Origin of the sequence: Streptococcus shenyangsis (genome assembly GCF_006385785.1) — a bacterium.
Classification (GTDB): domain Bacteria; phylum Bacillota; class Bacilli; order Lactobacillales; family Streptococcaceae; genus Streptococcus; species Streptococcus shenyangsis.
Genome location: NZ_VFSH01000023.1, coordinates 1 through 2,118, shown reverse-complemented (window position 1 = coordinate 2,118; position 2,118 = coordinate 1). Strand labels below are relative to the sequence as shown.

Annotated in this window: 1 protein-coding gene; it reads right to left on the bottom strand. The window is 39.6% G+C overall.

What is annotated here, in order from left to right:
- The coding region (locus tag FJR77_RS10105) for a Rib/alpha-like domain-containing protein (RefSeq protein ID WP_235888749.1) at window positions 1-2,118 on the bottom strand (2,118 nt) is incomplete at both ends.

Below are 2,118 nucleotides of genomic sequence, written 5' to 3'. Positions count from 1 at the left end.
GTTGCTTTTTCTGGTGTGCTTGGCTCTGATACATTGCCTGCTGGATCTGTTGCTTTCGCTGTTACGTCTCCTGCTGGAAGCTCTTTCGTTGGTGTGATTGTAGCTTTTCCGTTTTCGTCCGCTACGCCTTCACCAAGCTTATTACCGTCTTTGTCGAACAACTCAACCTTAGATCCTGGTTCTGCTGTCACTTCAACTGGTGTCTTAGTTCCTGCTTTATCTGTTAGATCTGTTTTGATTTCTGGTTTAGCTGGAGCTTTTGTATCTGCTGTTGCTGGATCTTCTGGTTTAGATTCCGGTTTAGAGTTAGGATCTTTTGGATCTGTGCCTTTCTCTACTTCTTCCTTATCAGTGACGCCATCGCCATCTGTATCCTTAGTTGCTGGTTCTTCTGGTTTAGATTCTGGTTTAGAATTAGGATCTTTTGGATCTGTACCTTTCTCTACTTCTTCTTTATCAGTGACGCCATCGCCGTCTGTATCCTTAGTTGTTGGATCTTCTGGTGAACTTGGATCTTTAACCGTTACCTTAACTGGAACTTCTTCTTTAGATCCATCTGGGTATGTTACAACTACTGTCGCATCTTTTTCACCTGGTGTTGCTGTGTCTACTGGATCTTTGAAGGCTACTTTTGTACCCTTAGGAAGATCTTTTACATTTCCAATTGAATCTTCTGCTTTTGGTGTTGTTCCTTTGTTTACAGTTTGTGGTTTACCTGTTGGTGTGTTCTTATCTGCATCTGTTGGTGCTGAACTTGGGTCTTTAACCGTTACCTTAACTGGAACTTCTTCTTTTGATCCATCTGGGTATGTTACAACTACTGTCGCATCTTTTTCACCTGGTGTTGCTGTGTCTACTGGATCTTTGAAGGCTACTTTTGTACCCTTAGGAAGATCTTTTACATTTCCAATTGAATCTTCTGCTTTTGGTGTTGTTCCTTTGTTTACAGTTTGTGGTTTACCTGTTGGTGTGTTCTTATCTGCATCTGTTGGTGCTGAACTTGGGTCTTTAACCGTTACCTTAACTGGAACTTCTTCTTTTGATCCATCTGGGTATGTTACAACTACTGTCGCATCTTTTTCACCTGGTGTTGCTGTATCTACTGGATCTTTGAAGGCTACTTTTGTACCCTTAGGAAGCTCCTTGAGGTTCTTAATTGAATCTTCTGCTTTTGGTTTGTCACCAACTTTAACAGTTTGTGGTTTAGCTGTTGGTGTGTTCTTACCTGCATCTGTTGTTTCTTTAGTTACAAATTCTGACAATGGTTTTTTATCTTGAGAACCATCTTTATAGGTTACTACAAGATTTCCTTTGTCATCTTTTGTTACTGATTGGATCTTAGCATCTTTATCAGCTACAGGTGTACCTTTTTTGTCTGCTAAGTTAGCATCATCGTTGTTTTGAGAGTACTCAAGTTGAAGCTTCTCTTTGATTTTAGCTAAGTCTGCATCTGTTACGTTAGCTGGATCTGCTACAGTAACTTTTTCAGTTGGAGTTGCAATATCATATTTTTGAGTTTGTCCCTTAAGCATAACACGGAATGCACCTGGATCAGTTGCAGTTGAGCTACCTACGGCTTTATTCTCAATAAATGCACCATCTTTATCCGTTGCAGTTGCATAACGCCATCCTAAAGCCATACCTTCTGGATTTTCTCCTTTAGTTGCTGCTTCTAGTTTGTCTTTTGCTAAACCATCTGTCGCTGCTGGAGTACCTGAATAAGTAATAACTGCTGGGGCTTTTTCTGTTGCTGGAGTCTCAGCATTAATAACATTTGCTTTAAATCCATACTGAGTATTGATAGTATTTGCTTCACCTGCAACATCATCAAACGCTCTGTTACCACCTTGTTTTACAGTGGCACTTGCAATTTTTCCGCTATCATCTTTGAATTTGATATCGAATGAGTTTTCTTCTCCAGCGTATACATAAACTTCTTTAGTATCTTTATTAGAGTATGGAATCTCTACTGTTGGAGCTACTACTGCAGCTTCTTTAGTTACAAATTCTGACAATGGTTTCTTATCTTGAGATCCATCTTTATAGGTCACTACAAGATTTCCTTTGTCGTCTTTTGTTACTGATTGGATCTTAGCATCTTTATCAGTTACAGCTTTA